The organism is Ohtaekwangia kribbensis (assembly GCF_042676245.1).
In the GTDB taxonomy this organism is placed as follows: domain Bacteria; phylum Bacteroidota; class Bacteroidia; order Cytophagales; family Cyclobacteriaceae; genus Ohtaekwangia; species Ohtaekwangia kribbensis.
In genome coordinates, this window is sequence record NZ_JBHTKA010000014.1 from 139,182 (window position 1) to 164,230 (window position 25,049).

General features: G+C 41.3%; 17 protein-coding genes. 14 read left to right on the forward strand and 3 right to left on the reverse strand.

Translation table 11 applies throughout. From position 1 onward, the window contains the following. The first annotated feature begins 37 nt into the window (after positions 1-37). From asnB to ACFQ21_RS26500, 4 genes are all read left to right on the forward strand, one after another. The gene (gene asnB / locus ACFQ21_RS26485; protein WP_377584756.1) at positions 38-1,939 is read left to right on the forward strand and encodes an asparagine synthase (glutamine-hydrolyzing); all 1,902 of its coding nucleotides are present in this window, start codon (positions 38-40) and stop codon (positions 1,937-1,939) included. A gap of 556 nt (positions 1,940-2,495) precedes the next feature. After that, entirely contained in the window at positions 2,496-3,854 is a 1,359-nt protein-coding gene (locus ACFQ21_RS26490) for an ammonium transporter (protein ID WP_377584760.1), read from the forward strand. A 250-nt stretch (positions 3,855-4,104) separates the two neighbouring features. Continuing rightward, a complete protein-coding gene (locus ACFQ21_RS26495; RefSeq protein ID WP_377584763.1) occupies positions 4,105-5,274 on the forward strand; it encodes an outer membrane beta-barrel protein in 1,170 nt (389 codons plus the stop codon). Positions 5,275-5,382: 108 nt separating this feature from the next. Next, positions 5,383-6,417 carry a glutamine synthetase beta-grasp domain-containing protein gene (locus ACFQ21_RS26500; RefSeq protein WP_377584766.1) on the forward strand — a complete coding sequence of 345 codons (1,035 nt, stop codon included), beginning with the start codon at positions 5,383-5,385 and terminating at the stop codon, positions 6,415-6,417. Between the two features lie 179 nt (positions 6,418-6,596). Here the strand turns inward: ACFQ21_RS26500 and ACFQ21_RS26505 are convergent, their stop codons facing one another. From ACFQ21_RS26505 to ACFQ21_RS26515, 3 genes are all read right to left on the reverse strand, one after another. Beyond that, a complete protein-coding gene (locus tag ACFQ21_RS26505) occupies positions 6,597-7,373 on the reverse strand; it encodes a 3-keto-disaccharide hydrolase (protein WP_377584769.1) in 777 nt (258 codons plus the stop codon). Positions 7,374-7,471: 98 nt separating this feature from the next. Then, positions 7,472-7,798, reverse strand: a complete 327-nt coding sequence (locus ACFQ21_RS26510; protein ID WP_377584772.1) for a hypothetical protein — start codon at positions 7,796-7,798, stop codon at positions 7,472-7,474. A gap of 92 nt (positions 7,799-7,890) precedes the next feature. After that, on the reverse strand, positions 7,891-9,306 hold the full coding sequence (locus tag ACFQ21_RS26515; protein WP_377584774.1) for an FAD-binding oxidoreductase: 1,416 nt from the start codon (positions 9,304-9,306) through the stop codon (positions 7,891-7,893). A gap of 132 nt (positions 9,307-9,438) precedes the next feature. Here ACFQ21_RS26515 and ACFQ21_RS26520 point away from each other — a divergent pair, with 132 nt between their 5' ends. From ACFQ21_RS26520 to ACFQ21_RS26565, 10 genes are all read left to right on the forward strand, one after another. After that, a complete protein-coding gene (locus tag ACFQ21_RS26520; RefSeq protein ID WP_377584777.1) occupies positions 9,439-9,846 on the forward strand; it encodes a C40 family peptidase in 408 nt (135 codons plus the stop codon). A 156-nt stretch (positions 9,847-10,002) separates the two neighbouring features. Continuing rightward, positions 10,003-11,073, forward strand: coding sequence for a M42 family metallopeptidase (locus ACFQ21_RS26525; RefSeq protein ID WP_377584780.1), 1,071 nt, complete (start codon positions 10,003-10,005; stop codon positions 11,071-11,073). Positions 11,074-11,182: 109 nt separating this feature from the next. Then, positions 11,183-11,695: a YfiR family protein gene (locus tag ACFQ21_RS26530; protein WP_377584782.1), complete on the forward strand. Its 513-nt coding sequence runs from the start codon at positions 11,183-11,185 to the stop codon at positions 11,693-11,695. A gap of 93 nt (positions 11,696-11,788) precedes the next feature. Continuing rightward, positions 11,789-12,301 carry a YfiR family protein gene (locus ACFQ21_RS26535; protein ID WP_377584785.1) on the forward strand — a complete coding sequence of 171 codons (513 nt, stop codon included), beginning with the start codon at positions 11,789-11,791 and terminating at the stop codon, positions 12,299-12,301. A gap of 44 nt (positions 12,302-12,345) precedes the next feature. Next, complete coding sequence (locus tag ACFQ21_RS26540; protein WP_377584788.1) at positions 12,346-13,413, forward strand: PAS domain-containing sensor histidine kinase; 1,068 nt, start codon at positions 12,346-12,348, stop codon at positions 13,411-13,413. Between the two features lie 471 nt (positions 13,414-13,884). Next, complete coding sequence (locus ACFQ21_RS26545; RefSeq protein ID WP_377584790.1) at positions 13,885-14,529, forward strand: response regulator transcription factor; 645 nt, start codon at positions 13,885-13,887, stop codon at positions 14,527-14,529. A gap of 498 nt (positions 14,530-15,027) precedes the next feature. Further along, complete coding sequence (locus tag ACFQ21_RS26550; protein ID WP_377584793.1) at positions 15,028-18,162, forward strand: SusC/RagA family TonB-linked outer membrane protein; 3,135 nt, start codon at positions 15,028-15,030, stop codon at positions 18,160-18,162. A 19-nt stretch (positions 18,163-18,181) separates the two neighbouring features. Next, positions 18,182-19,744, forward strand: coding sequence for a SusD/RagB family nutrient-binding outer membrane lipoprotein (locus ACFQ21_RS26555; protein ID WP_377584796.1), 1,563 nt, complete (start codon positions 18,182-18,184; stop codon positions 19,742-19,744). Positions 19,745-19,764: 20 nt separating this feature from the next. After that, positions 19,765-20,661 carry a BT_3987 domain-containing protein gene (locus tag ACFQ21_RS26560; protein ID WP_377584799.1) on the forward strand — a complete coding sequence of 299 codons (897 nt, stop codon included), beginning with the start codon at positions 19,765-19,767 and terminating at the stop codon, positions 20,659-20,661. 363 nt (positions 20,662-21,024) lie between these two features. Beyond that, positions 21,025-25,026: a PKD domain-containing protein gene (locus ACFQ21_RS26565; protein WP_377584802.1), complete on the forward strand. Its 4,002-nt coding sequence runs from the start codon at positions 21,025-21,027 to the stop codon at positions 25,024-25,026. Positions 25,027-25,049 lie beyond the last annotated feature (23 nt).

Genomic DNA, 25,049 nt, shown 5'->3' on the forward strand with positions numbered 1-25,049 from the left:
AAACCATTAACTTTCGGAAATCAATTCACAGAAGTTCATGTGTGGTATAACGGGAATTTTTGCATTCAACCTCGTAGGTAAATTCAATAAGATACAAATCAGCAATGCCACACAGGCTATACAAAAACGTGGTCCCGATTATCAGGATGTTTATCATGACGAATGGGTTGGTCTTGGTCATCGCAGATTGTCGATCATTGATACAACGGCTGTGGCACATCAGCCTATGTGGGATGAGAGCAAACGCTATTGCATTGTCTTCAACGGTGAGATTTTTAATTTTCAATCGCTGAAGCAAGAGCTTGAACGGAAGGGCTACCCGTTCTTCTCTCATTCCGATACAGAAGTATTACTCAATCTATATATCGATCAGAAAGAGAAATGTCTTTCAAAGCTTAACGGATTTTTTTCGTTCTGTGTATATGATCGCCAAGAGAAAACTTTCTTTTTGGCGCGCGATCGTTTCGGCATCAAACCACTGCTATATCTCTTTGATGAAGATAAGTTTCTGTTTGCATCCGAGATGAAATCTATTTTGGAATATGGTATTGAGAAGACTGTCGACTATAATTCGCTCCATATTTATCTTCAGTTAAACTATATTCCGGCTCCCGATTCAATTTTTCAGAATGTAAAGAAACTGATGCCGGGACACTATATGAAGGTATCGCGGCAGAAGATGGATATTCAATCATACTATGATATACCTTATAACCGCGAAGAGTCCGAACGAAATACAATTTCTTACCAGGATGCACAAATCAGGCTAAAACAGTTACTGGAAGAATCTGTACAACGAAGATTGGTTGCTGATGTGCCGCTCGGCGCTTTTCTCAGCGGAGGTATTGATTCTTCTGTGGTTACAGCATTGGCCAGCAAACATAAACCCGACCTGCACACTTTTTCCATCGGATTTAAAGACGAAAGTTTTTTTGATGAAACAGAATATGCCCGGTTGGTCGCGAAGCATTTTAAAACCGAGCACACCGTTTTCTCACTCACCAACAATGATCTTTATGCACACGTAAATGCTGTGCTTGATTATATCGATGAACCGTTTGCAGACTCATCCGCCATCGCAGTATATATATTGAGCAAAGAGACACGTAAGCACGCAACGGTTGCCCTATCCGGAGATGGTGCTGACGAAATGTTTGCCGGGTATAACAAACATGCAGCTTTTAATCGCATTATTCATAAAGGATTTAAGGAAGAATTAGTAGGAGCATTTCATCCGTTATGGAAGGTACTGCCGCAGTCCAGAAATAATCCGTTGGCAAACAAAGCTCGTCAGTTATTGCGCTTTAGTGAAGGTATGAAGCTATCTGCGAAAGATCGCTACTGGCGTTGGGCCGGGTATGCGCATAATGATGAAGCGCTATCCATGCTGCATGCTGATATAAAAGTGAAAAGTTCGCATCAGGAATTTGCAGCACGCAAGAATACTCTCCTCCGACATTTGCCCGATAACGCTGGCATCAATGATATACTGTTAACGGATATGTTACTCGTGCTGCCAAACGACATGCTTACTAAAGTTGACCTGATGAGCATGGCGAATGGGCTGGAAGTACGCGTCCCCTTCCTCGATTACGAAGTTGTCAATTTTGTATTTAGTTTGCCGGGCGAGTATAAAATCAATTCTCAATATAGAAAGAGAATTCTTCAGGATGCTTTCCGTGATATACTTCCGGCAAAACTATACAACCGTCCTAAAAAAGGCTTTGAAGTTCCGTTGTTGAAATGGTTTAGAAATGAAATGAGGTCTTTGATAACAGATGATCTTTTGTCAAAAGAGTTTATCCATTCGCAGGGCATCTTTGAATACAGTGAGATTGAGAAGTTGAAACAGCAACTGTTCTCGTCCAACCCAGGCGATGCGCACGCGCGCATCTGGGGACTGGTGGTCTTTCAATGGTGGTGGAAGAAATTCATGTGATCTTTTCGAAACGCACGGTTAAAACAAACCTGAAAGTGTTGTTAAAATATCAACTTTAAGAGTGATTGGGTTATTTTTGATTATTGCTATAACGATTTCTGCTATTTTTATCGAAAAATGGTTCTAAATTAATCCAGCATATTCAAAATTTGAACTTTCTAAGTACTTATTGCCTTTTTGACGAACAACCCGGCAAAATTCTTATTTAAGAGCTTCCGGTCACGCCAAGTTTAACGGACAGGCGTCTGGTTGTTTAGTGAGGTCAGGTGGAAACACCTGGCCTTTATTTTTGTCCGTATTGAAATAAAATGTTAAAAATTCAATTATTCTAAAAATTTTAATCGACTCGTTGTTTGGTAGTCAAAACAATATTTTGATATCCGTAGTTTTTTGAAATATTACGAATTAAGATCGTAGTCAGTTAAATTTTAAGGCTATCTATAACGATTTCTGTAATTTTTTTTGAAAAGTGGTTTGATTTTTACCCTATTGTTAAAAAATTTATACCGTTAAATGACGCTGGACGTCTTTATCTAAACCTAATAACTAAATAACTATGAAAAAGTCCGTTATTTTTCTTGTCTTGCTTATCGCGATAAGCATACTGGCAGTATTCATGCCGTCAGTACCCACAACCATCGTTACCGAGGGTATTAACTCTGGTGATACTGCATGGATGTTGGCGGCTACAGCGCTGGTGTTGCTCATGACACCCGGCCTGGCGTATTTCTACGGTGGTATGATTGATACCAAAAACATTATCTCAACCATGTTGCAGAGTTTCATCGCCATGGGTGTGATCAGTGTGTTGTGGATCCTGGTTGGATTCAGCCTTGCATTTGGTACAGATGTTAACGGTTTAGGACTTATCGGTGATCCTACTTCGTTCTTCATGTTCCAGAATGTCCTCGATGGTAAGCCTTGGTCTTTAGCGCCTACTATTCCACTGGTTCTGTTTGCTTTCTTCCAATTGAAGTTTGCTATCATTACTCCAGCGCTTATTACAGGTACATTTGCTGAGCGTATCCGTTTCAAGTCATATATACTTTTCCTTGTACTGTTCTCTTTGATAATATATGCACCGTTAGCACACTGGACATGGCACCCTGAAGGCTTCCTGTTCAAGTGGGGCGTTCTTGACTTTGCCGGTGGTACTGTTGTACACATGTCAGCTGGTTTTGCAGCGCTTGCAGCATCTATATATCTGCGTAACAAAGGTGAAGCTAAATCACATATATCTCCTGCCAATATTCCATTCGTATTGTTAGGTACAGGTTTACTGTGGTTCGGTTGGTTTGGTTTCAACGCGGGTAGTGCATTAGCTGCTGGTCCGTTGGCTGCTTCAGCATTCGCTACAACAAACACAGCTTCTGCTGCTGCTGGTCTTGCATGGATCCTGTTCGATGCAACAAGAGGTAAAAAACCATCTGCACTTGGATTCTGTATCGGTGCTGTTGTAGGTCTTGTAGCGATTACGCCTGCTGCAGGTTTCGTTACCATTCCATCAAGCTTGTTCATCGGTACGTTCGCTGCACTGATCAGTAATATAGTAGTATCATGGAAATCTAAAACTTCATTGGAAGATACACTTGATGTGTTCCCTTGCCACGGTGTGGGTGGAGCGGTAGGTATGGTTATGACCGGCTTACTTGCTAACGTAGCTGTTAACGCAGCGAACACAACGGGTAACGGTTTATTTTTCGGTGAAACCACACTGTTCATTGTACACCTTAAGGCGCTTGTAGTGGTAGTAGCCTATTCATTTGTTGGAGCACTTGTACTTCTGAAAGTTACCGACCTCATCTTCGGACTAAGCATTACTCCGGAAGAGAAGAAGGTAGGTTCAGACTACAGCCAGCATGGTGAAAATCTATACCCTATGGATTTCAGCGAGCTGAAAGAGAAAGTTGTTTAACGGAAGGCCGGGAAACCGGCCTCTAAATAGACTCATTAACCAATTTCAACAAACCAAACCTAAAACCTAAACCTTATGAAAAACTGCCCATCTCAATCCAAGGGAAGTACTTGAAGAAATTGCCCGATTCTATTTAGAGACCCAAGCTGTCTATACAAGGTGACAGCAAACTAAAATTCCTTGTGTGAGGTGTGAGAGACCTCTCCCAGGATAACTATGGCCTTATGTTAAACCAACACATTACAAAAAGATGAATTCAAAAAATATACGCACTATATATACTGTAGCCCTAATGATTTTTTCGTTCTCTGCATATAGCCAATCTGACTCAACCAAGACATTTACTTTGTCTGGTTCAGTAGATACTTATGTGCACACGTCACTGGGTGCTACCAATGATGCATTTGGAACACACGGACCTACAACAGCTTTTGCAAACCTCAAGGGCTTCTCATTGGGTATGGTTAACCTGATTGCATCATACCAGGGTGAGAAAGCCGGTTTTGTTGCGGATGTTGTATTTGGTCCAAGAGGTCGTGATGCTGTGTTTTACAGCAACGCTTCTGTAGGTTCTTATACAGGCCAGCGTATCATCAACCAAATGTACGCTTACTATAAAATATCAGATGCGGTTACACTGAACATGGGACAGTTCAACACCTTCGTTGGTTATGAAGTGATCTCCCCGGCTGTGAATGTTAATTACTCTACATCATACCTGTTTTCAAACGGACCATTCAATCATACTGGTCTTCGCGCTGATTTCTCATTTGGTGACGGTGGTGTAGCAAAGTTAGCGATCATGAACCCTACCGATATGCTTGAATTCAATCCTGTGAACACCTATACATTGGGTGCTCAGATTGGAAAGACAACAGATGCTGGTGGTATTTGGTTAAACCTTCTGTACGGAGATCAGGATGGTACTTTGGATGAAAAAGACTTTACCGGAACCGTGGTAAGCTCTGCCGGAACTCTCTTTCAAGTAGATGTCACTACCGGTTGGACTTTAAGCGAAGCATTTTTCCTGGGAGCAAATGCTTCTTACCAGACAATCGCTTCAGGTGAGCGCTATACATTAGCTGGTGATGTGGTGGATATCGATGGCGATGCAACTTCTTTCTTCGGTGTAGCAGTATATCCGAAGTTAACATTGTCGGATGTATTTGCACTCGGTTTGCGCGGTGAATACTTCTCCACAGCAAAAGGACACGTGTTGGCATCACCGATCGGTGTAGATGCAAGTGGCGATGGTAATGTTGTGGCAGCAACGCTTTCCGGTAACTATAAAGTTGGTGGTCTTACCATCATCCCGGAAATCAGATTTGATAAAACTTCTGAAAACTCTTTTACAGACAAGGATGGCGATGCAAAAGATGCGATGACAACTTTAACATTGGCAGCAGTATATAAATTTTAAAATCAACTATAGTCGGGTGAGCACATCACCCGGCTATAGTAAAGTATAACAACAGACCGAAACAAATTTTAAACTATAAACAACAATTAACTTTAACGACAACGCCCTATGTCAAAGACTAAATTAGAGTACATCTGGCTTGATGGTTATGTGCCTACGCAAAGCCTTCGCAGCAAAACTAAAATTGTAAAGAATTTCGATGGTAAACTGGAAAGCTGCCCGGTTTGGTGCTTTGATGGTAGTTCTACAGAACAAGCTCCAGGTGGTTCTTCTGATTGTTTACTTAAACCAGTAGCTATATTTCCAGATCCTGCACGTAAAAATGCATACCTCGTAATGAACGAAGTATTGAGCCCGGATGGAACACCACACCCATCTAACGGACGTGCATTGATCGATGACGATGATAATGATTTCTGGTTCGGCTTCGAGCAGGAGTACTTCCTGTGGAATCCTGAAACCAACAAACCTCTCGGGTTCCCTTCAAGCGGATACCCTGCACCACAAGGTCCTTACTATTGCTCTGTTGGTGCCAAGAATGCATTTGGTCGCGAGCTTGTAGAAGAGCATCTTGACTACTGCATCGAAGCAGGTATAAATGTAGAAGGTATAAATGCAGAAGTTGCTACAGGTCAGTGGGAGTTCCAGGTGTTTGCCAAAGGAGCGAAAGCTGCTGGCGATCAGGTTTGGGTTGCTCGCTACCTGCTTGAAAGAACTGCAGAGAAATATGGTATTGCTATTAACTGGCATTGCAAGCCGCTGGGTGCAACCGACTGGAACGGTTCTGGTATGCACGCAAACTTCTCTAACTCCTTGTTGAGAGAAGCAGGCTCAAAAGAAATTTACGACAGAGTGTGTCAGTCATTCGCTCCTGTAGTGAAAGAACACATTGCTGTTTACGGTGCTGATAACCACCTGCGCTTAACAGGTAAACACGAGACACAATCAATCGATAGATTCTCGTATGGTGTATCCGATCGTGGTGCTTCAATCCGTATACCTATTGCAACTGTTGATAACGGTTGGAAAGGTTGGTTGGAAGACAGAAGACCAAACTCTGCTGCTGATCCATATAAAGTAGCAGCACGTATTATTAAGACAGTGAAGACCGTTCCGGAGTACGCTACTTCGAACGGGCACTAAAAATACCCCTTTTCTTTCAGGGCGTCTGGTTGTAGTTGAAGTCGGGCAGAAATGTCCGGCTTCTTTTTAAAAAAGCAGCGATCTGAAAAAAATAAAGTCATCGCAGGGTTGATCTTGGTCGAGCAACATCTGCGATGACTTCTTTTATATATATACTATAATATATCCGCTATATCCGGTTAAAGATTGTTAAGCGGTTTGATGAATATATTCTTATACCATACCTCGTTGCCGTGATCCTGCAGATCGATATAGCCACTCTTGGTTAAACCATATCCCGGAAAATCTTTCCACTTGCTTTCAGCTCTGCGTTTGTTCCAGTCTTCTGATCCAAGTTCATATTCAACCACCTTGGTGTTGTTGAGCCAATGTTCAACGTGATTTCCCTGAACGATTATTTTACTTTGATTCCATTCGCCTACAGGCTTGGCTGCTTTCGCTGATGGTGGGTGCATATCGTAGTTGGCACCGGTTAACTGACCATCTTTCAGATCGCCCGGATAGCCTTCGTCATCGATCACTTGGTATTCAGGACCTGAAGCATAGGGCTCATCAAAATCTTCGCTTACGCGGAACATAACACCGCTATTTCCCTGTGCTGATATCTTCCACTCGAAAGTGAGCTCAAAGTTTTCGTATTGTTTGTTAGAGGTGAGGTCAGAACGATGGTTGGTTGCATTCTCAACAAAGGGTTTACAGTGAATCGTGCCTTCGCTAACTTCCCAGCTGTTATTCTCTTTATTCTTAAAGAAGTGCCATCCTTCTGTAGTTCTGCCATCAAACAAAGACACCCAGCCTTCCGCGTGTTGTGCTTTTGATACATGATTCTCTCCACCGGTTTCTGATACTGAATCCGCAGCAGTATTGGTGGGAGCATCGGGTTGTTCGTCTTGTTTTTTAGGCTGACACGCCACGAGAACGGCAAGGGCAAAGACAATCGATAAACGTGATTTCATGGTTGCGTTTTTTTTAATTAAGCGGAAGTTAATGAAACGCATGGAAATCGCGATCGGTATTTTTTATCAGCGGAGTATAGGTTGTAAAAGAGACTTCTTTATTCCAATGCGCGGAAGATCCAGACCCGCGTGAATAATCCTGCGCCAACCAATCGCTCATCATCACCATCAACCACTTTTGTTAATGAGAAGATTTTAAAATCGCTGACAGCAACGCTCTTGTTATGAAACTTTACGTTGTCTTTCTCTGCTTTCTCTTTCACCTTCAATGTATGCTTTTCCAGGCTGGGATTGGTAAGGTATGCTATAATCAAAAAGATAGCAATCAGGAGAATCCTCGTAATAAGTTTAAAGATTTTGAAGAGTATATATAGCACAACAATAACTGCGGCAATAACGAGTATGGTAATAATGGTGTTCGTCATAAGCAGGCAAAGAAATGATATCGGTATGAAATAAAAAAGTCCTGAAGTATATAGCTATAACAACAGGACTTTCGTGTTAAAATTGTATGGGTTTAAAAGATCTTACCGGGATTTAATATACCATTCGGATCAAAAGCTTTTTTTATACCTCGCATCACCACCAGGTTTGCTTCGCGCATGGCTATCGGCATATACGGCTTTTTGGCAATGCCAATACCGTGCTCGCCTGATAGTGTGCCGCCCAAGCTTACCGTTAGTTTAAAGATCTCGCCTATACCTTCTACTACTTTGGTATTCCAATCTTCATCGTTGATCTGTTCCTTCATTACGTTTACGTGAAGGTTGCCATCGCCCAGGTGTCCGTAGCATACCGAATTGAATCCGAATTTTTTGCCGATCTCTTTTATACCGACAATCAGCTTCGGAAGATTCGCGCGTGGCACCACTACATCTTCTGATTTTGTCAATGAGTACGCATTAACAGCCGGAGATATATTCTTACGGATTTTCCATAACTCTTCTTTCTGTGCAGCCGTGTCAGCGAATAGAATTTCTCCCACCTGGAATTGTTCTACTACTGTCATCACACGCTCTGCATCGCGCATCAATACTTCATCATCGTTACCATCCAACTCGCAGAGCAGGTATGCATCCATGTTCTCCGGGAACTGTGTTGTTACTTTCGCGGCATATATCTTCTCGCAATAATCGATCGTCTTCATCGCAGCTTCGCGTTCAAAGAACTCCATCCCGGAAGGTTGAACTCCCGCTCTGAATATTTCTGCTATAGCTTTACATGCTTCTTCGTTGGTAACAAAGGGCATCAGCAGGGTTACTGATTTTTGAGGAAAACCTCGCAGCTTGAAAACAATTTTGGTAATGATACCCAGTGTGCCTTCGCTGCCACACATTAACTGTGTAAGGTTATAGCCGGTTGAATTTTTCAGAACGTTCGCGCCAGTCCAAATGATGTCACCGGTTGGCAACACAACTTCAAGATTCAACACATAGTCGCGGGTTACACCGTACTTCACAGCTTTCGGACCGCCACTGTTCTCCGATACATTTCCGCCAATGAAACAGGTTCCGCGGCTTGCCGGGTCTGGAGGATAGAAGAGACCTTTCTCCTTAACCGCATTCTGAAATATTTCTGTGATCACGCCCGGCTCAACAGTAGCCTGTAGGTTGAGTTCATCAATCTCAAGGATCTTGTTGAAGCGCTCCATCGAGATCACAACACCTTTGTTGATCGGCAGTGCTCCGCCACTCAAGCCGGTTCCGCCACCACGAGGTGTTACGGGAATCAGATGTTTGTTGCAGAGTTTTAATATCTGGCTGATCTCTTCCGGAGTGCCAGGTTTAAGCACTACGTCCGGAAGAAACGAGTAGTCCTCAGTCTCATCGTGTGAGTAATTGTAGCGTTTTTCGGGGTCAATAATTACATTTTGTTCGCCAACAATGGCCTCAAATTCGCTAATGATGCCGGTGGATACTTCTGCAAATGCCATGAATCAGTATATTTGTTTTACTTTTTAAGCTAGATTATGAAGCCATTTTTTCAACTCAAAATTAATCAAAAGCTTCTTCTTACAATCGCTGGGGTAGCAACACTTTTTTTCTCTTGTGCTTCTCACAAACAAGTGAATGTTAGGGATAAGCAAGTGGACAAAGTGATCAACACGGCCCGTACATTTATAGGTACTCCCTATAAGTACGGAGGCACAACACGATCGGGTATGGATTGCTCCGGTTTACTTATCAATTCTTTTCGCGCCATCGATGTATCACTTCCACGCAGCTCGGAAGATCAGAGCAAGATCGGCAAGGAAATAAAAAAGATGAACGACATTGAGCCGGGCGATCTGGTGTTCTTTGCAACCGGTAAAAAGAAGAGGAAGGTAACACACGTAGGTCTTGTTACTGATGTGAAGTCAAAAGACAATGTCAAATTTATTCACGCTTCCTCTTCACTGGGAGTGGTGGAGACTAATATTTTTTCGGATTACTATATAAAACGGTTTCGCGGAGCGAGGCGTATCATTGATTAAGTATAGCTATAGTATAGTATAATAAACCAGTCTGTTGCAGGCGTTGTCGCGATGAAATATATACCTGCAGTGGAGTAAGAAGATATATAGCGGTAATGTAGAATTACCATCTTATTAAATTAATAGTATTAAGAACTTTAAATTTTTAAACAGACCATGGATAAGAAAAGCAAACAATTTCTTTACGAGTATCTTAACAATGCATCGCCAACCGGTTTCGAATCGTCAGGACAGCAAATCTGGCTTGATTATATAAAGCCCTATATCAACGATCACATGGTAGATGTATACGGAACAGCTGTAGGTATTATCAATCCGAAAGCATCTTACAAAGTTGTTATCGAAGCGCATGCTGATGAGATCTCGTGGTTTGTAAACTATATTACCGAAGATGGCTATATATATGTGCGCAGAAATGGAGGATCAGATCATCAGATAGCACCGTCCAAGCGCGTAAATATTCATACAGACAAAGGAGTTATTAAAGGTGTATTCGGCTGGCCCGCTATACACGTGCGCGATGCTGCTAAAGAGGAAGCTCCTTCATTAAAGAATATATTTATTGATATAGGTGCCGCTTCCAAGAAAGAAGTCGAAGATATGGGGGTGCACGTAGGCTGCGTGATAACGTTTGAAGATGAACTGATGGAGCTGAATAAGAACTGGCTCGTAGGTCGTGCGCTGGACAATCGCATGGGCGGCTATATGATCGCAGAGGTAACGCGCCGATTACACGAAAACAAAAAGAAGTTGCCATTTGGACTATATATAGTAAATGCTGTACAGGAGGAGATCGGTTTACGCGGAGCAGAAATGATTTCCCGCAGACTGAAGCCGGATTTGGCTATCTGTACAGATGTTACGCACGATACGCAGTCGCCTATGTATAATAAAAAGGAGAGTGGTAACCTGAAGGCCGGAAGCGGTCCGGTAGTTTGTTACGGTCCTGCAGTGCAGAACAACGTTCTTAAAATGGTTATCGAAACAGCCCAGAAGCGCAAGATTCCGTTCCAGCGCCAGGCCGTATCGCGTTCTACAGGTACTGATACTGACTCCTTTGCATATTCTGCAGAAGGAGTAGCATCTGCACTCATTTCATTACCACTTAAATATATGCATACCACAGTTGAAATGGTTCACAAAGATGATGTAGAAAACGTTATCAATCTCATTTATGAGTTTCTACTTCAGTTAAAGGCGGGCCACGATTTCCGCTATATTAAGTAATCATTGGGAAAAAACTTACATCGATAAGGTTAACCCATATATGGGAATCCCCCAATTATTAGGGCTGATCTATCTTTGTGTCATCAAACAACAACCTATCAACAGTTTTATGAGAAAATTAAGTACCCTTGCAGTAGCCCTCCTTCTTATAACGGGGAGCCTACGGGCGCAAGAGCGGCCCATGCACGAAGTGTATTCCATGATGGTTTTCAATTTCACCCGCTATGTTCAGTGGCCTGATCAGGCAACTGGTGGCGAGTTTGTAATAGGTGTAATTGGAAGCAATGACGTTTACAAAACGCTTACTGAATGGTATGGTGGTAAACCAAGAGGATCTAAGACATATGTTATTAAGAAATTCAACTCCGCTGCTGAAGTAGGTGATTGTCACGTACTTTACATTGACAAATCGAAAAGTGGCGAGTTTGATGCGGTAAATTCAAAGGTAAAGGGTAAAGGTACCCTGGTAATTACGGATAAGAACGGATTAGGAGAGAAAGGAAGTGGTATCAACTTCAAGACAGTTGATAGCAAGCTTAAATTCGAATTGAACCAGAAAGCTATCGAAGCATCTAACCTGAAGGTATCCGGTTCGCTTTCCTCTATGGCGATATTGATTTAATGGGTTGTTTGGAAAGCCTCGGAGGTTACTCTTCGGGGTTTTTTCCATATTAATTCATAGATTTAGTAGTAAGAGCCCAAATAAACTTAATCTATGAGAACCTCTATTTTGTTAGTTTTTTCGATCTTCATTACGATCGGGACGGGTGTAGCTCAGGAAAGGCCACCCCATGAAATTCATGCAGCTATGTTGTACAACTTTATTAAGTATGTGCAGTGGCCCAATGAAGGTGAAGCTGGTGAGTTTGTAGTTGGAGTTATCGGAGATGACAACGTCTTCAATACCCTCAAGCAGTGGTACGATGGCAAGCCAAAAGGAAGCAAGAAGTATGTGATCAAGAAATTGAGTTCACCTGCCGAATCTTCTGATTGCCAGGTAGTGTATGTCGGTAAATCAAAGAACAAAGATTTCGACACCATTAAAAATACAACTGCAGGAAAGTCTATTCTAACCATAACCGATGGTAATGGTTTAGGACAGAAGGGAAGTTGCATAAACTTCAAAGTAGTAGATGGAAAATTGAAATTTGAATTAAACCAGGCAACGGTTAATGGTTCAAATCTTAAGATATCAAGCCAGCTAAGCAGCATGGCGATATTGATTTAGTAGTTCAGGAACAAAAGAGCAGGTTTTTTACTTGCTTGTGGAGAATGAAATGTAGGGAAGAACTGTTCAGAGAGCTTGTTGAAAACTCTGAGGACATTTTTATAGTGATAGACCGGTTGTTTCACATCCGGTATGTTTCATCGTCTGTTACCAAAGTGCTGGGAGTTGAAATACCCTCCTTGCTAGGACGGAGTATTCTTGACTTCGTGGATCAGCAGAGATTGCTGAAGTGGACCAGCAGTCTGCATAAAAGCGAAGATCATATAACAGATGAATTTGTATTCACCGATGGTAACAACCACGAGGTTTACTTCGATGTGAATGTCACGAAGCTCTTTGATCAGAACGAACCTCAGGGATTAGTATTAAAGCTATATAATATTACTCCGAAAAAATTACGTGAGCAGGAACTGATCCGCTCGAACCAACAGTTGGATCAGGTTATCTATAAGACCACACACGATATGAAAGCCCCCCTCATGTCGGCACTCGGATTGGTTAAAATAGCAGAGAAAGCCTCCTTCGAAGAGCAGGCGCAATACCTAAGTTTGATCAAGAAAAGCCTGCAGCGGCTGGATTCATTTATCGATGAAATGAATAATTTCTATCGTAATGAGAAGCTGGCGTTGCAGCGCGAAAGGATAGACCTTGAAAAACTTCTCTCAGAAGAAGTAGAGAACCTTAAAAATGTTTACCCCGATCGGTCCGTTAGTATAGTATGGAATATAGCGGGGGATGTTGAGTTATTATCAGATAAGGTCAGAGTACAAACTATAGTCACAAATATTCTTTCCAACGCTATAAAGTACATGGACTTGCAAAAGCAAAATCCATTCGTCAAAATTGCAGCATTGATCACGGAAGAAGTTTGTGATATTCGAATAGAAGATAACGGCATAGGTATAGCACAAGCCTACCTGGATAAAATATTCGACTTGTTCTTTCGCGCTACCGATCAAGGACAAGGAACAGGTTTAGGTTTGTTCATTGTAAAAGATACAATAGAACGGCTGAAGGGAAAGATTGAAGTTCAATCGAAAGTAGGAGAAGGAACAATCTTCAGAATACAAATTCCTAATCAGCTATACCACCAGCCGGTAGAAATAGAATAAAGGTCTACGCACGGGGCCACAGAGTTTTTATAGAGAGGGTCTTTTCTTTGTGAGTTCTGTGCGTTTTTAAGAAATAGAGAGAAGCAGGCTGTGCTTCTTTAAACATTGAAAGTCTACGCACGGGGTTGCAGAGTTTTTATAGAGAGGGTCTTTTCTCTGCGTACTCTGTGCGTTCTTTGTTTAGATTCCATTCTCAGGCGTTTCCATCACATCACGCGGATAGTTTCAGATAAAATCGTTTGGCAACAGCAGTATTCATATATAGTCTGAATTCCGTAGTATTTCTCATGCAATCTCTACCACTATATAAGTAAAAATACGGATACCCTACTGAGTGAATTACCCACATGGTAGTGAGTAATAACAGGATTGTGCCACATATACCTTCTTAGATAAGTTTGACAAAGCAAATGAGAACTGTTCTCTATGCGAAATTGAAAGGATTTAAACGATTTATCTAAAAAGAGTAACATGATACAAGGAAGATTTAAGGCAAGGCTGATTCTGATTATAGAAGATGCCAGAACACGTGAAGGACTCAGTTACGCTATTGAATCAAATAGCCGTTGTTCACTCATTAACTCGTATAGCTCATGCGAAGAAGCTATAAAAGAACTCAATAAGACATCTCCGGATCTTATTGTAATGGATCTGGTTTTTGCGGGTATTGAAGGAATCGAAGCCATCAAATGTATTCGTGAGAAACGTCCGCAGACAGAATTTCTGGTTGTTACCGGAGAGCGTCAGCGTGAATTATTCCTGTCAACTATAGCAGCCGGTGTTACCGGGTATGTATTGCAGGAATCAGGCCTGTCGCATTTCTTAACAGCATTGGATAAAATTCTTGACGGAGGCGCATACCTAAGCCCTGTATTTACTCGCACCTTGCTGGAAACCTTCTGGGTAAACCCTGTATCTCCATTATCTGACCGCGAAACCGAAGTATTAAAGCTTGTAACAGAAGGTAAAAGCTATACCCAGATAGCAGCGCAACTTCAGATATCGCAGGAAACTTCCAAAACACATATCAAGAATATATATCGCAAATTGAAAGTGGGAAGTAAATCGGAAGTGGTTAAGAAAGCTATTAACGATAAGCTTGTGTCGATTATCTAAGACTGCTATAGATAAAACTATAAATAATTTCACATGAAGTATACCTGATTAATCGGGTTCTTTGAAAGGCCATCATCTGATGGCCTTTCTTTTTTTATTTCTCTGTCACGTTAAGCTATACGAAATTAGAAGTATATAATTGAATTCCTTCGGCTATATATCCATTAAATATCATAGAATGTCGAAAGACTATATATGTTATGCATGACGCCTCCATACGATATTGTGGTGATATAGGAAGTTGTTCTTTACCCGTGTTCCTGGAGGCAGTTGGAGGTAATTTTGTAAAGCTTATTTCAACAAGCGAACATATATTTCTTTAAATGAAAGAGGCAAGGTCGTCACAATTCAGCGTGAAGACATCGTTTGCGCTCTGAGTTATGGATATATGTACCCCATTTGTAGTGGTTATATATTTTTAAGATTACCTCGACAACGCGATTTTTTGCTGGTTTAAGCTTCTTCAACTTTAAGGCTTTATAACCTAAACATTAAAGTATGAAGAAAACTCTACTGTTTCTGCTTATCTCGCTATGGATAAGTTTTGAAAGCGTGGGCCAGGACAGAACAATCTCTGGCAAAGTAACCTCGGCGGAAGACGGCTCTGCACTGCCGGGAGTTAACGTTGTGGTAAAGGGTACAACAATAGGTACAGTAACAGATGCTAACGGAGCGTACTCGCTGTCTGTTCCTTCTTCAGGTACCGTACTTGTATTTACTTTCATCGGATTGAAGTCCTCAGAAGTAGAGGTTGGTGATCGTTCTGTTGTAGATGTTCCGATGGGCCAAGACCTTACGCAGTTAAATGAAGTTGTAGTTACAGCGTTAGGTATAGAGAAATCAGCAAAATCAATTGGTTATGCTGTTTCAAAAGTTAAGAATGAAGATCTTACTCAATCCAAGGCAGTAAATGTTGCTACTGCTCTCTCGGGTAAAGTTGCAGGTTTGCAGATCAATACTATTAACAACGGTATTAACCCTACAACTCGTATTACGCTTCGTGGTAATCGCTCGTTAACAGGAAACAACCAGGCACTGGTCGTAATTGATGGAACACAATCAACATCCGATGCTATTAATTATCTGAACCCGGATGATATAGAAAGTGTAACAGTGCTGAAAGGTGCTAACGCAGCGGCACTATATGGTGCAGATGCATCTAACGGTGCTTTGATCATTACAACAAAGAAAGGTACAAATGCAGCTTCAACAATTAATTTCTCAAATACTACATATTGGGAAAGCATAAGCTTCATGCCCAAGTTTCAGGAGCGTTTTGGTTCTGGAACTGAAAATTACAGCAGAGTATATATACCTTTTGAAAATCAGTCTTATGGCCCTGAGTTTGATGGCAGTACTGTAGATTTAGGTAGAACATTGGAAGACGGTACAATTCAGAAGACAACCTATTCATATAAAAAAGATGCAAAGCGTAAATCGTATGATGTGGGTCACACAGTTCAGAACAGCTTGTCACTAACCGGAGGAGATAAGGTCAGCAGTTATTTCCTTTCCCTACAGGATGTGAATACAACAGGTATAGTGCCGGGTGATAAAAACAGAAGAACCTCTGTTAGATTTAATGCCAGCCGTACCATGTTTGAAAAATTAAAGACGAGTTTTAATGTCGCTTATGCTTTAAGACAAACAGATAGGACAACGTCTGACTTTTATTTTAACGTATTAAATACGCCTGGACATATTCCGCTGAATGAATATAGAAACTGGAGAAATTATAAAAACGCTGATGGGTCGTTGAACTATGCTAATCCAAACAACTACTTCAACGATTACTTCTATAATCCTTTCATGGCAAAAGATATGAATCGTCAGAAAGATCGTTATGGAAACTTACAGGGTAATGCAGAAGTAAGTTATCAGATCACAGACTGGATGAGTGCTCTTTATAGAGCCGGTATGACTTATCAGAGTTATGATTATAAATTCACTCAGGAGAAGTATAGCTATAATGCCTATGCTAAATCCACAGGAAAATATATAGCACAGTCGGATATAGCAGGTGGTCTGACAGACGCAGTTGGTTATACCAATAAAATTGTTCAGGACTTCATCCTGACATTTAAGAAAAATATAGGTCCAGTAACAGCTGATCTGATCGTTGGAAGTAACGTACGCGAAGAGAAGGCAAAATTTGTAAGCCTGTCAGCAAATGGATTGGTATTGCCTGACTTGTACAATGTGAGCAACCGTGTAGGTGAAGCTTCTGCAAATGAGTTTGAGTCAACCACTCGCGTTGTCGGATATTATGGAGATTTAACTCTTGGTTACAATGAATATCTCTATTTGCATGCTTCCGGTAGAAGAGACGCATATTCTGTTCTTTCAAAGGACAATAGAAATACATTTTATCCTGGTGTAGATGTATCCTTTGTCGCATCAGAAGCGATCTCTGCTCTTAAAAACAGCAGCATATTAAGTGACGCTAAAATAACAGCTTCAGCTACTAAAGTTGGTAACGTTAACGTTGGTGCATATGCACTACAAAATGTTTTTAACGCCGGGGCAGGATTCCCATATGGAAGTTTAGCTGGATATACTTTGGGCGATACATATGCAGACCCTAACCTGAAACCTGAATTAACTACTTCATACGAGGTAGGTGGTGAGTTCGGATTTTTAGATAACCGTGTTAACCTGGAGTTGGCCTACTATACTCAAAAGACAGTTGACCAAACCGTTAATATAGACATTGCTTCATCTACCGGATATTCAAGAGCTACTGTAAATGCAGGTACTCTTCAGAATAGTGGATATGAAATCACGTTAAAGACTACACCTGTATCGACTTCCGGTGGTCTGAAATGGGATGTGAACATAAACTATGCTGATAGAGGCACAAAAATAAAGGAGCTTTATCAAGGACTCAGCAGTATTAACTTATCAAACTATTACGGACAAACTGGTGATGCAAGCTTAGGACAAGTATTTGCTCAGGTGGGTAGTCAATACCCAATCATAAAAGCAGTTTCATACCAGCGAGATCCTGAAGGGCGAGTAGTTGTTGATCCATCTACAGGATATCCTCTGAAGGATCCAAATCTCAAAACGTACGGACAAGCAAACCCCCGGTATTTCCTGGGCATTCAATCAAGTTTGAAATTCAAAGGATTTACTTTTAATGCATTGGCCGAATACAGAGGCGGAAATGTTGTATATCATGGATTGGCGAGTTCAATGTGGTTCACCGGTGTGGCAGAGGCAACAGCTGCTTACGGACGTGAACGCTTTATATTCCCGAATTCATCCTATCAGGATGCCGATGGTAATTATGTAGCAAATACAACTATCGCTACCAAAGACGGTGGACTAGGCGCATGGGACTCTAACTTGAGAACGGTTGGAGAAAACTTTGTTACCAGTGGTAGTTTTTGGAAGCTTAGAGAAGTATCTCTGACTTATGATATACCGAAAAGCATTCTATCCTCTGCTAAGTTTATCAAATCAGCTTCCGTAGGTTTAGTTGGTAGAAATTTATTGATGTTCCTTCCGAAAGAGAATAAATATACCGACCCTGAGTATGCGCTTGATAACAGTAACTCAGTTGGCTTGAACAGCACTGCTCAAACGCCACCTACGCGAACCTATGGTTTCAATGTATCAATAACATTTTAATCTCCTTAGAGTCATTTTTATGAAAAAGAAATTTATATACTACATACTGTCAGCAATGGCGGTAACTATAATGAGCTGCGGTGATGATTATTTGGATGTCAATACCAATCCAAACCAAGCTGTTTCTGCAACTCCTGAGACTGTGCTGACAAATGCGTTAAATGTAACAGCGTCTCGACTTGTTCACCATGAAATTGGTGCTTTCTGGGTTGGCCAGTGGTCTCCGTCCGGATCTGTTTCTGGTTTTACCCCTGAGAAGACATATGATATTCAAACAACTTTCAGGACGGGAATTTGGACAAGCCCCTATAATAACCTTGAAGACTATAAATATGTAGAAGAGACTGCATTGAAACAAGGCAAACAGGCTATTGCTGGTATTGCCCGCGTTATGAAAGCCTTTAATTTTCAGATTATAGTAGATGCATACAACAATGCGCCTTATTCTGAAGCACTTAAAGGAACCGTAGCTATTCGCCCTGCATATGATAATGGAAGCGCTATATATGATAGTTTAATTCGTGATATCAATGTTGCTATTACATATTTGAGTGTTCCCATTTCGTCTACAAACCCATCAGCTAGTTCAGCGGATATTTACTTTAACGGGGATAATGCTTTGTGGGTCAAGTTTGCTAATACACTCAAGTTGAGAATGCTTCTCAGACTTACCAACGTATCCGACAAACAAGCATTGATAGCATCTGAATTAGCTTCTTTTAAATCAAATACAGTGTTCCTAGATAGTGGAGAGAATGTTTCTGCAAATCCGGGTTATCTGAAAACTGCAGGGAAAGAAAATCCTTGGTATGAAAATTATGGATATTCTGCTGCTGATCAAAGAGCTGGTAGCCACGATTTTTATTGCTGGAGCAATTTCTTCATTTCATTTTTGTCGAATACTCAAGACAGTGTTCGTATAAAACTTCTCACATATCCTGTGGGTACAGGTACCGATAAAAAAATTATCGGAGTTCCATTCGGTGAGGGGAATGATACTTATTTATATTCAAAAATTTCAGGATTCGGTCCTGCGTTCCTTCCTAACGATAATACAGTGAAGGCTTCTTCCATTTACAAGAATGATCAGATTGTAATGAGTGCAGCAGAAAGTTTCTTTCTGCAAGCTGAAGCTGTTCAGCGTGGATTATTAACGAGTAATCTTTCTGCACAACAGTTATATGAAAAAGGTGTAGCGCAATCTTATTATACGCTGGCATCACAAGCTGATACTACTACCTTAAAAAATAGCTGGCCATCAAGCCTTGGTGTAAAGAAAGGATTGAAAAAATATCTAAGCTCAGGTATCAATAATGTTGATTGGTCAGCTTCTTCAAATAAAATTGAAGCCATCATTACTCAGAAGTGGATTGCACTGGCTAATTACGGTGGATTTGAAGCTTGGACAGAATATAGGAGAACAGGTATCCCGAATGTTCCTTTGTCTACTCGTGCTCAAGGTACTCAACATCCTGCGCGACTTCTTTATCCGTTATCAGAGTATAGCAATAATGCAGATAACGTTTCTGCACAAGGTGATATCAATCAATTCACAAGTAAAATATTTTGGGACGCACAGTAAATTTTAATGTATTGGTTATTATGAAAAATCGAATAAGACTATTACTGGCAATGCTAGTGACACCAATAGCAGCAGGAGTATTTTTAACTTCTTGCTTAGAGGATAAAGTTTATACGGATATTATTGACGGAGTTAACAGTGATAATATTATCTTAAGTTTTTATGGCAATGTAGGTACAACGAGTACTCAGTCGGTTCAATTGACGGCAGGTAAGGATACTGTTGACTATGAGCTCAATATATCGGCAACTTCATCGCATATTGTTAATAAGGATGTTACTGTAACTGTTTCAATTGACGAAACCGTAGTGGCTCAGGTAAATGCTTCCATTACGAGCGCTGATGAAAAGTATACGTTGTTACCAGATTCGGTATATGATGTGCTTTCAACCAGCATTACTGTTCCTAAGGACACCACTGAAGCTCCTTTTTATATTCGTATTTATCAGTATAAAATGGATAAATCGAAGAACTATTTACTGCCGGTAAAGATTAATGGTGCTGATGGAGCTATAGTAGCAGCTAATCTCGGAACCGCTAAACTTGCGTTTATTGGTAATGTTTTGGCCGGTCCTTATGTGTCGAATTATACTTTGGAGCGACAGGGTAATGCTGTTCAGAATTTTTCGGAAGATCCTAAAAATATTGAGGCTGTAGATTCTAAAACACTTAAAGCATTGGCTGGATATGCTTTTTTTGGTAATAGCAGTATCAAATTCAGATTTTCGGTGAATGCTGACAATACTGTAACCATCACTTCTGATGAAGATGCAGTAAAGGCGGGTATAACAATTGGTCCCACTGCAGGAAAGACATCAACGTATAACGCTGAAACTAAAACTTTTCATTTATACTATGAGTATGTAAATGCCTCGGGATTGTATCGAAAATTTGATGAGATTCTCGTAAAGAAATAAAATTGGATTTTTGAAGTTTTTTAAAGGAGGCTGGTAAATGCTAGCCTCTTTTTCTTTTGTGGAAAATCAACCTTAGCTTTTAAAGCTCACCGATCTTTTGATTTTATAAATGATAACACTATATAGGTGATGATAGTATTTGTGAATATATTATTAACTACGTTGCTTACATATTGATAATAATTTATTATAGTATATATTGATTCTGTAGATCATTTTTTCTGCATATTTGTTTCGTAAAAAGATGTTTGATATATACAATTCGATTAATCAATGTCGATGAAGCGTTGGGTAACAGTGGTAATCTGAAGCGCTACTTATTGCATATATACTTGTAATCTTTACTTAAAATCTAATCTGCCTATGAAGAGACAGTTACAGCTACTGTTATCAGTGCTATTGTTTTATACTTCTGTTAGTGAAGCGCAAATAGAAGTGCCTGTAAATATGTATACAGGATCTCCCGCCATTACAATTCCACTCTGGACTATTACGGATCATGATTTGAGTGAACCGGTTGGACTTGTGTATAATCCCAATAGTGTAAAGGCCGGAGGACCGTCAGGGTTTTATGGTCTTGGGTGGGGATTGCAAGCTGGTTATACCATTTCACGCGAGGTACGAGGCCTTCCAGATGACTGGGGAAATAATGATGTGCGCAAGGGGTGGTTCAGTGTCAACAATTCCGGAGAGACCTGTGGATTGGATATTGCAAGTTTTCCGAATACGGCAGACCAAAGTGCAGCAACGCTTACAGATGAAGCAACCGATTACGAAACGATTACAGGCTACAATTATCGTACAGACCCGGAGCCTGATATCTTTTACTATAGCGTAGGAGGTTATTCCGGAAGTTTCGTATTTGATGGAAACATGACGGTTCGCATGATTCCATACAGGGATCTGAGAATTGAATACACCCTTTACACAGACAAGAAGCTCAGCAGTTTCAAGATCACTACAAACACTGGTTATAGCTATACATTCTCACAGATAGCAACCACCACGAAAACAGTAGAGAAAAACCCTTTTCTGAACGATATCTTTGCGCAGAATACGGAGTATGAGCTATATAAGACGGCAGTAACCTATAACTCAGAATGGAAAGTATCCCGTATTGATTCTCCCTCCGGTGCATACCTCACGTTCTCCTATATATCGGATACGTTTGAGGATAACGATGATCTGAATGTAGGTTTTTATAAGACCATTAGTGCCATAGAATTAGGATCAACGGATTTACAGCCTATGAAGCTATATACCGTTAAGCAATCCGTTACCCGGCAGTATGTTTCCTCGATTACCGCTTCGTCAGGCACGGTTGTAGAGCTTAATTATACCAGTGCATCAAAAACGCTGAATGCCCTGTATATAAAAGATAATCGCCGGGGTAGCGATAACCTGGTAAAGCAATTTAGTTTCAGCTACCGGCTGGTGGCATATACCGAGAACAATGCGACAATCTATAGCAGGCAATTCCTGGAAAAGGTAACAGAACTTTCCGGCTGCGATGTTTTGGCCCCTTATACTTTTAGCTATGCCGGTCTTAACAGTCAAGGTGAACTTCCATATCCCGGCAATGCCATAGATCTTTGGGGGTATTATAACGGAAGAAGCAATACAACTCTTTTCCCCAAGCTATACATATATCCCAATGAACCATTGGCAGAGCGATACCGCTATACCACCATACCCGGATATACCGGAACCGAAATTATACTGAATGGAGCCGACCGCTCGCCCAGTCGTTTGATGACGATGGGTACATTATACTCCATTATATACCCCGGGGGTGGCGTAACCCGGTTGGAATTTGAACCTAACAGTTACTATGATGCCCGCACCGGACAATCGCTGCCGGGAGGGGGCATGCGTATTGTTTCTGCCACGTATTGGGATGGTATAAATCCTGTTACGATCACCAAGAAGATTCAATACCAGGATGCTGTCTCTAATTCTTCCGGAAGACTTTTGGTGAAGCCTGTATTTTTTATGCCGGCCTATAAATGGAAAGATCCCAATAAACTGAATAGCACTAACACCGCTGACTCAAAGCTATATTCCAGCCTCTCCGGAAATGATGTGTGGAAGTTTTTGACGCTTCGTACAGATATAGATCTTGCCGCGAATGAAGAAACGTATGGAAGCCCGGTAGGTTATACTACAGTTACTGTTACCCGACCAGGAGCCGGGTCGGCCAAGTTTGAATATTATGAACCGGGTATTTATGGCGAAACTTCCAATGGCGAATGGTCTGCTACACAGAACAGGTTTGCGAGACCTTCCGTTACACCTGCATTGGAAATGGGAGTAGCTTCTGCGTGGGGTGCCTGGGCGTTGCCCTATACACGCAATCCCAACTATGATTATGAGCGCGGATTGTTGTGGAAGAAAACAGAATATAGTTCCAGCGGAAATATAGTTCGTCTTACCGAGAACACGTACCAATACCTGTACCGATTCGGTACAGCACCACTGAAGGTATGGGGACTTCGCTACGATAAATATCCTTTCAGTGGTGATAACAGTAGCAAAGCATTTTTTTATGGTAAATATTATTTATTGACAGATGTTGACAAAGTACTGAAACAGGAGAAGGTAACTACCTATGATGCCACCTCAACGGCCAGGTTCACCGCTGAGACAACGGAGTATAATTATACCAGTCCTAACCATAAGTTGCTGGCGCAAGTGAGAAAAACTACACCGGATGGTACGCAATACACTTCCTATATCCGATACCCCAAGGATTATGCGGAAGCTACCAGCAATGCAGAAGAGACTGTGTTGATGTTAACAAACATGCAAAACAATAGTAGACATGGACTTCCGATAGAACAGTATAGCACAGTAAAAAAGCCCGGTGACTATGAACGTGTGCTCAATGGAAGCGTAACCAAGTATAGTTCGTTCAACCTGGGCCGACCGCTTCCGATCTCGGAGTGGATGCTACGAATACAGAAGCCTGTTCGCATCGATAGCTTCCGCGTGTCGTCTGTAATCTTACAGGGCTCCTATAAATTTGATATTGACCCTGCTTATGAGCAGACTGTATCCTATAACGATTATTTTAATTATAATAATTCGTCTAGTGTTACAGGTACAAACAGAATAGCACAAGCTGTTACGTGGGGGTATAATTACACCTTACCGGTGGCACAAGCTATCAATGCCACGCATCTGCAATTTGGTTTTACAGATTTTGAAACAACAACGGGGCAGGAGCTGCAAGCAACCAATGCGCGTTTCGGAACAGGGCGTACCGGAGCCAATGCATTATATCCGGCTGTTACACTATTTAAGAACATCGATAAGGCTCCTGTAAGTAACTATATACTTTCGTTCTGGGTAAAGAATACCGCGAATCAGAATTTTGTCATCACGCTAAAAAATGTTGCAGCCACTACCACGTATTATACCAATACACTTTCAGTACCCACTTCCGGTGGAACCGATTTCAGGTATATAGAATTCACAGTACCGGTTACGACTGTACCAGTCGGTATGTTTCGGATGGAGTTTATCGCGCAGGGACTTACCAATCCTGTCAGTTCTTCAGCCGGATTGCTGCCGGTAATTGATGATGTAGCATTCTATCCTGAAAACGCTTCGGTAACTTCCTATACCTATGAAATACCATATGGTACAAAAAGCATATCGCAGGGGGGGATAACGACCCATACAGTATATGATAAACTGGGACGTGAAAAATATAGGCTTGATAAAGATAAAAACATCGTAGCAAGAAAAACCTACACATTTGCTACTGACCAGGTGCCACTGGTGGCTAACTTCTCGGTGCCGGTTTTGTTATATGCCCTGGAGCCAATCTCCTTTACTGCATCTGACAATCCATGTGTATCGGGGGTAGTATACGACTGGGATTTTGGAAGCGGATATACTACCGGTAACCGCGTGCAATCTTTTACTTTTTCATCATCCGGTACAAAAACAATACGGTTGCGGGTAACAGCTGGTAGTCTGGTGAAGACTATTTCACAAACGATCACTGTATCGTTACGGCCTATATCGATGACAATATGTGCTAAAGGAGTGCAGGAGTACAGTGCTTCCAATAACCTTGTTGTGTCCAGTTATTCCTGTTCATCTATTGCAGATACACCGTCTCCGTATGGAGTGATTTTCCGTGTGAGTGGTATGAATGCGGATGGTGAACTTGTTTATAAATGGAAGCTGAGAAATGCCGGGTCTTATACCTGGACACAAGTAGGTACTGGTATTCAATACAACTATGTCAAAGTAGTAAGTACTACCAAGACCTTTGAAGTACAATGTGATGTAACCGACACGGATACAGGGCGCACAGGTTCTTCCGACATCATGACGGTTACTGTATCCCAATAAAGAATTTTAAAATATATAGTTTC

Coding starts and splice junctions, on each gene's coding strand:
- asnB (WP_377584756.1), top strand. CDS start 38: ATGTGTGGTATAACGGGAATTTTTGCATTCAACCTCGTAGGTAAATTC.
- ACFQ21_RS26490 (WP_377584760.1), top strand. CDS start 2,496: ATGAAAAAGTCCGTTATTTTTCTTGTCTTGCTTATCGCGATAAGCATA.
- ACFQ21_RS26495 (WP_377584763.1), top strand. CDS start 4,105: ATGAATTCAAAAAATATACGCACTATATATACTGTAGCCCTAATGATT.
- ACFQ21_RS26500 (WP_377584766.1), top strand. CDS start 5,383: ATGTCAAAGACTAAATTAGAGTACATCTGGCTTGATGGTTATGTGCCT.
- ACFQ21_RS26505 (WP_377584769.1), bottom strand. CDS start 7,373: ATGAAATCACGTTTATCGATTGTCTTTGCCCTTGCCGTTCTCGTGGCG.
- ACFQ21_RS26510 (WP_377584772.1), bottom strand. CDS start 7,798: ATGACGAACACCATTATTACCATACTCGTTATTGCCGCAGTTATTGTT.
- ACFQ21_RS26515 (WP_377584774.1), bottom strand. CDS start 9,306: ATGGCATTTGCAGAAGTATCCACCGGCATCATTAGCGAATTTGAGGCC.
- ACFQ21_RS26525 (WP_377584780.1), top strand. CDS start 10,003: ATGGATAAGAAAAGCAAACAATTTCTTTACGAGTATCTTAACAATGCA.
- ACFQ21_RS26530 (WP_377584782.1), top strand. CDS start 11,183: ATGAGAAAATTAAGTACCCTTGCAGTAGCCCTCCTTCTTATAACGGGG.
- ACFQ21_RS26535 (WP_377584785.1), top strand. CDS start 11,789: ATGAGAACCTCTATTTTGTTAGTTTTTTCGATCTTCATTACGATCGGG.
- ACFQ21_RS26540 (WP_377584788.1), top strand. CDS start 12,346: ATGAAATGTAGGGAAGAACTGTTCAGAGAGCTTGTTGAAAACTCTGAG.
- ACFQ21_RS26545 (WP_377584790.1), top strand. CDS start 13,885: ATGATACAAGGAAGATTTAAGGCAAGGCTGATTCTGATTATAGAAGAT.
- ACFQ21_RS26550 (WP_377584793.1), top strand. CDS start 15,028: ATGAAGAAAACTCTACTGTTTCTGCTTATCTCGCTATGGATAAGTTTT.
- ACFQ21_RS26555 (WP_377584796.1), top strand. CDS start 18,182: ATGAAAAAGAAATTTATATACTACATACTGTCAGCAATGGCGGTAACT.
- ACFQ21_RS26560 (WP_377584799.1), top strand. CDS start 19,765: ATGAAAAATCGAATAAGACTATTACTGGCAATGCTAGTGACACCAATA.
- ACFQ21_RS26565 (WP_377584802.1), top strand. CDS start 21,025: ATGAAGAGACAGTTACAGCTACTGTTATCAGTGCTATTGTTTTATACT.